A 5,110-nucleotide genomic window follows, 5' to 3' on the forward strand; every position below is an offset into this window, starting at 1 on the left:
CGGTGGCGTCAATTGGGGACCCTTGTCTTGCGAAGGTTGGAATCCTTCTTCAAGATTTATGCTTCAAAATTAAAATTTAGGATGATGAAACTTATCATGATGCTCATATTGTTCGTGTAGTGCATCTGCTGCTTGCTCAACCTGAGCAAAAAACTGCTGCGCATACTCACGAGTCAAAAGACGCATATTGAGCTCTTGTTTGGTAAGAGGGACGGTTTGACTCTCGATCTTGACTTCGAGCAGGGAGCACCCTGAAAGCATCATAACCAGCCCTATCAACATCATTGAAGACATTCGGCGAACGGACATGAAAACACCTTTAACAAATTGTATAGAACAGGAATAAAGCGAACTAAGTCATATAGTTCGAGCCTTTATTACCTCAACTCTTATGACATTAAGTCAGAGCAATATCAATCTGTTAGCGCTTCTGTTATCTTTTCACTATTGAGAGCATTATTAGCAAAAAGTATGGTTTGTTTTAGGACATCATCTAAACATGCCAACTTCTCTTCCGGCACTTTTTGCCCTTGTTTAATCAACAGTTCAATATCACCCGAAATACAGTGCAATGGCATTGCACCTAAACTCCCTGAGACCCCTTTAAGACTGTGTGCGGCTCTTTGCGCTTGCTCTTTATCCTCTTCTAACAGCTGATACATTTTAGTGCCATCGCCAGAGTGGTCCTGAATAAAGACCTCCAGTAACATCCGCACAGCGCCCTCGTCACCAGACAGAGAATCTAACATTTTATTGATATCTATGTACGGCTCACGTTCCACTACTTCCACTTGTGATGAATTCACCTCATTACAACTTTTTTCGTTCATTTGGACGTTTTGAAAATTTTCTGACTGAGCTGAGGGAACAGTGTTAGCTCCATTTTCATCATCGCCAACTTGCTCTGACTTTTTATCATCGGTTCTGGGTAGTGGTATCGGTTGAATCGTTTTTGGGGAGAAGGCTCCCCATGAAATGAGGAAAAGGAGCAAACCACTGATTACAGACAGCCAAACAATAAAAGTCATTAGCTTCTGTTCCAACTGCTCATTTATCGAAGTTAACTGGTTCGGGAAATCTGGATTAAGCAGTTGATTAGATAAATAACTGCCCTGTGCCTGAGCAGATAGTGCGCTTGAGGTTTGAGCAAGCTGGCGCTGAAGAGCGCTTCGCTCTTCGGGAGAGAGCGTCTCTGATTCAATAAAAAGTCGGTCTAAGTCACGGTAAGTATCGCTATTCGTTGCAGAGTCACTAAAGACAGACTCAAAAACAAGCGCACCTAAGCGATAGTACATTGCCTGAATTTGCTCAGAGTTTTCTGTTCGAGCACGGCTGCTTCGTAACTGTTCTGCTAACGAAACCAATTCACTGTCACTTCTTACAAAAGCTCGAGCACTTTCTAAAAATCGGTCGGTCGTATAAAGTAATTGAGTGATGTCTGGTGTGATTTTCCCTTCAGAAAACTCACTTTCAAGCTGTAAGCGAACTGCATAAGCCAACTGAAGTTTCAGTGAAATTTGGTCGACGTGTTTAACACGGTAAGGCAGATCGAAGTTAAAAAAGTGCCTGACTTCTTCAACTTTACTTCCTAACTCATTTACAGTCGAAATCGTTTGAATCGTTTGTTTGGCTTGCAGCCAAATGCCAAGTGCTAAAACACACCACAAAACGAACCAGAACCAAACAAACCGCCGTATTCCTTCTTTTAGCTTCAGCAACACTTGCCCCTCGCATATCTCCATTAATTACAAGCATATACTATGGATGTTTCTTATTCACATAAAAAAAGAGAGCCGTTTGCTCTCTTTATTTAACGATATGATTTTAATTGCGACTTAACTGATCTTTTAGATTTGGAGGCGTCCCTTTAATCGTTAAGGTATCCGTCTCTGGATCATAAAAAATACGCTCGCCAAGTAAGAGACTATCGAAGCTAATATTCAAACCACCACCAGCTCCAACAAATTTAGTCAGTTTGCGAACCGTCGCACGATCACCTGGGAAAGACTCTTCAAGCTCGTACCCTTGCTCTTTGGTGAAATCCATAAAGCTCGTGCCATCTTGGCTTTGAGGAAGCTCTCCGGAAAGCTCTGAGATTTGAACCTCATCACCGGATTTAATTTGCTCATTGCAGTAGTCGTAAACTTGTTTCTTGTACTCGTTCACTTCTTGCTTTTCTAGCTTCGAGTCAGCACAAAAATCATCCACCGCCTGCATCAACACTAAGTTTTGTTGTTTAGTATCTAAGCCAATATCCGCTTGCAGAAAATCTAGGAAGAAGTCCGCCACTTTACGGCCAACGCGTCCTTTAATGTATTGCAGATAACGATTGGATTCCTTGTCGGTCTCGTAGCTCGACAGGTCGATGCGTGCGGCAATATCCATTTTGGTGATATCAAGGTAATCTGTCGCACTGATGTCCAAACCTTCGGTCACTTTTAAACTCTGATTCATTGGTAAGATACCGATGAACAAGTAGTCCGTTGCTAAACTCTGATACTCAGCGAAAACCAAGATACCTTCATCCGCAAATGGGTACTTAATCAACTCTTCTTTCAAGCGATTTGCACTAATTTGTGAGAAGTCATAAAAATCTCGCTCTCCTTTGCGCATTTCTTGAAGCCAAAATTGAAATTCGCTGTCTGACTGGAAAGCGCCAAAACCTTTACCAGCTTTAGAATGGAATACTCGGTGAAGCTCAGCGACTAAGTTTTCTGTAGATGCATCGTTCTCTAATGATGCTGGACGAAAGTTTACAACCAGCTCGTCCTGATCGTTTTTGCACAGTTGATGCAGAATAACGTTTGAAAGATGAAGACTCATAGTGATTTTATCTTGCTACAAGGTTTTAGTTGATGGGCATTGTAGGTTATCATAAGCCGCTTTTACTATCATTATTAGAGTCTTTATGCCGATTACATCTAAATATACTGACGAGCAAGTAGAAAAAATTCTTGCTGAAGTAGCAACAGTTCTTGAAAAACACGCTGCTTCTCCTGAGTTGACGCTAATGATTGCCGGAAATATCGCAACCAATGTCTTAAATCAACGTGTTGCTGCTTCACAACGCAAAGCGATTGCTGAAAAATTTGCTCAGGCGCTGATGTCTTCTTTAGAAACACCAAAAACACACTAATCACGGACAATAGAACACATACATGGTAGACAGCGGAAACTCATACGGCGAACGTGTATCTCGACTAGTTGGTTGGGGTCACTGGTTTGCATTCTTCAATATCGTTGCGTCGATGTTGATAGGCACACGCTACATTGTTCAGTCTCCTTGGCCCGAGACGTTACTTGGTCAGTTTTATCTGGCGGTTTCTTGGGTTGGTCACTTTGGCTTTCTAGTTTTCGCACTTTACTTGCTTGTTCTATTCCCGTTGACGTTTATCCTGCCATCGCGGAAGTTGTTCCGTTTGGTGGCAGTGATTTTCGCAACCGTTGGGCAAACCATATTATTAATTGATACCCAAGCGTATCAGTCGATCAATTTGCACTTAACTCCCGTTGTCTGGGAGTTACTATTCAGCGAAGACAAAAGTGCGCTCAGCACTGACCTACAACATTTATTTGTTGTGATGCCGCTGATCTTCCTTATTCAACTCGCACTATCCGAATGGGTATGGCGAAAACAGCGCAAACTATCTCATAAGCACGTAGGACGCCCTCTCGCGGCCGTCTTTTTCCTCAGCTTTATGACCAGCCATTTGGTTTACATTTGGGCAGATGCGTATTTTTACAACCCAATTACTAGCCAGCGTTCAAACTTCCCTTTGTCTTACCCGATGACGGCGAAGAGTTTTATGGAAAAACATGGTCTACTTGACCGTGAGGAATACCTAAAACGTTTGGCAGAAAACGAAGGCAACGTAGAGTTAGTCAACTACCCTCTTGAAAAGCTTGAGTTTAACCGCCGAGTTAATAAGCTCAATGTGTTGATGATCAGCATAAACAATTTACGAGCGGATGCGCTGAACCAAGAAGAGATGCCTAACCTCTATGAGTTTGCTGAAAACAATCAGAACTTCCGTAATCATTACAGCTCAAGTAATGATACATACGGGGCCTTTGGTTTGTTCTATGGCTTACCGACCAGTTATGCATCAAGCATCAAGGCGCAAGGTGCTTCCCCAGTATTGCTCGATGTACTGAAAGATCAGGGCTACAACTTTGGTTTATTCAGTGGCAGTGGGTTTGAAGATGATCTCTACTCAGAAATTATTTTCCGCGACTTGAACTTAGCGGAAGACCTAGATGGCACGCAAGCTCATACCGATAAACAATCTATCGCAAACTGGAATACATGGTTAGCAGAGAAAGCAAGTCAGCCATGGTTTAGTTACATCGAAGTCACCACCGTTGATAATTTTGAATCGATTCCTTCAAATAATGACGAAGAAATGCCTGCAAGTGAGCGATTCAAAAAAGCTTATGAATATGCAGTGAAGTCGGCGGATAGAACTATCGCCGGTATTATTGATGAACTGGAAACGACGGGACAACTGACAAACACCATCGTAATCATCACTTCTAATCACGGTAGTGAATTTAACGAAACCAATACGAACAGCTGGGGAGCAAACAGCAACTACAGCCGTTATCAATTACAAGTTCCGATGGTGATCCATTGGCCTGGAATGCTGGCTGGCGAATTTAATCACAGCACAAGTCACTTGGACCTCTCAGTTACACTGTTGCAAGATATGCTCGGCGTATCTTCCAACCCATATGATTACAGTAGTGGTCGCAACCTATTCGATGAAAGTCGTCGTCGCTGGATCTTGGCGGGCGATACTCGCGAGCTTGCCTTAATTACTAGCTCACAAACCACAGTGATCGATAAGTTTGGCAACTACAAGCTGTATGACAAAAACTACAAACGACTTCGAGATGATGCACCGAAGTTGCCAGTTTTGATGCAAGGTTTAACTGAGTTACAGCGTTTTTATTCTAAAAACGATTAATACCTAGCAATCCATATACTATTCAAACTCCCCTTCTTGGGGAGTTTTTGTTTATTTCAACAACACAAACCACAAATTTGCGCAGTAAACATCCAATCAGTTCAACTAGGGGTTTACAACATTTTCAAAGCCTTATATTATGC

Annotated in this window: 4 protein-coding genes and 1 pseudogene; 2 read left to right on the forward strand and 3 right to left on the reverse strand. The window is 42.3% G+C overall.

Translation table 11 applies throughout. The features are described 5' to 3' along the window. Positions 1-90: 90 nt before the first annotated feature. The 3 genes and pseudogenes from CAG68_RS05515 to yejK form a co-directional block, all read right to left on the reverse strand. Positions 91-309, reverse strand: a pseudogene (locus CAG68_RS05515) (chemotaxis protein); the annotation flags it as partial. Between the two features lie 104 nt (positions 310-413). Further along, complete coding sequence (locus CAG68_RS05520; protein ID WP_054729707.1) at positions 414-1,742, reverse strand: Hpt domain-containing protein; 1,329 nt, start codon at positions 1,740-1,742, stop codon at positions 414-416. An 82-nt stretch (positions 1,743-1,824) separates the two neighbouring features. Beyond that, positions 1,825-2,823: a nucleoid-associated protein YejK gene (yejK, locus tag CAG68_RS05525; protein ID WP_005380723.1), complete on the reverse strand. Its 999-nt coding sequence runs from the start codon at positions 2,821-2,823 to the stop codon at positions 1,825-1,827. An 85-nt stretch (positions 2,824-2,908) separates the two neighbouring features. Between yejK and CAG68_RS05530 the strand changes: the two genes are divergently transcribed. Next, positions 2,909-3,136: a YejL family protein gene (locus CAG68_RS05530; RefSeq protein WP_005380722.1), complete on the forward strand. Its 228-nt coding sequence runs from the start codon at positions 2,909-2,911 to the stop codon at positions 3,134-3,136. Between the two features lie 22 nt (positions 3,137-3,158). Next, the gene (locus tag CAG68_RS05535; RefSeq protein WP_005380721.1) at positions 3,159-4,967 is read left to right on the forward strand and encodes a DUF3413 domain-containing protein; all 1,809 of its coding nucleotides are present in this window, start codon (positions 3,159-3,161) and stop codon (positions 4,965-4,967) included. Positions 4,968-5,110: the final 143 nt, after the last annotated feature.

The sequence above is a fragment of the Vibrio sp. V42_P2S4T144 genome (assembly GCF_009904715.1).
Classification (GTDB): domain Bacteria; phylum Pseudomonadota; class Gammaproteobacteria; order Enterobacterales; family Vibrionaceae; genus Vibrio; species Vibrio alginolyticus.

Bases quoted from the DNA above. Each gene is read 5' to 3' on its own strand.
- CAG68_RS05520 (WP_054729707.1), bottom strand. From the start codon at position 1,742: ATGGAGATATGCGAGGGGCAAGTGTTGCTGAAGCTAAAAGAAGGAATA.
- yejK (WP_005380723.1), bottom strand. From the start codon at position 2,823: ATGAGTCTTCATCTTTCAAACGTTATTCTGCATCAACTGTGCAAAAAC.
- CAG68_RS05530 (WP_005380722.1), top strand. From the start codon at position 2,909: ATGCCGATTACATCTAAATATACTGACGAGCAAGTAGAAAAAATTCTT.
- CAG68_RS05535 (WP_005380721.1), top strand. From the start codon at position 3,159: ATGGTAGACAGCGGAAACTCATACGGCGAACGTGTATCTCGACTAGTT.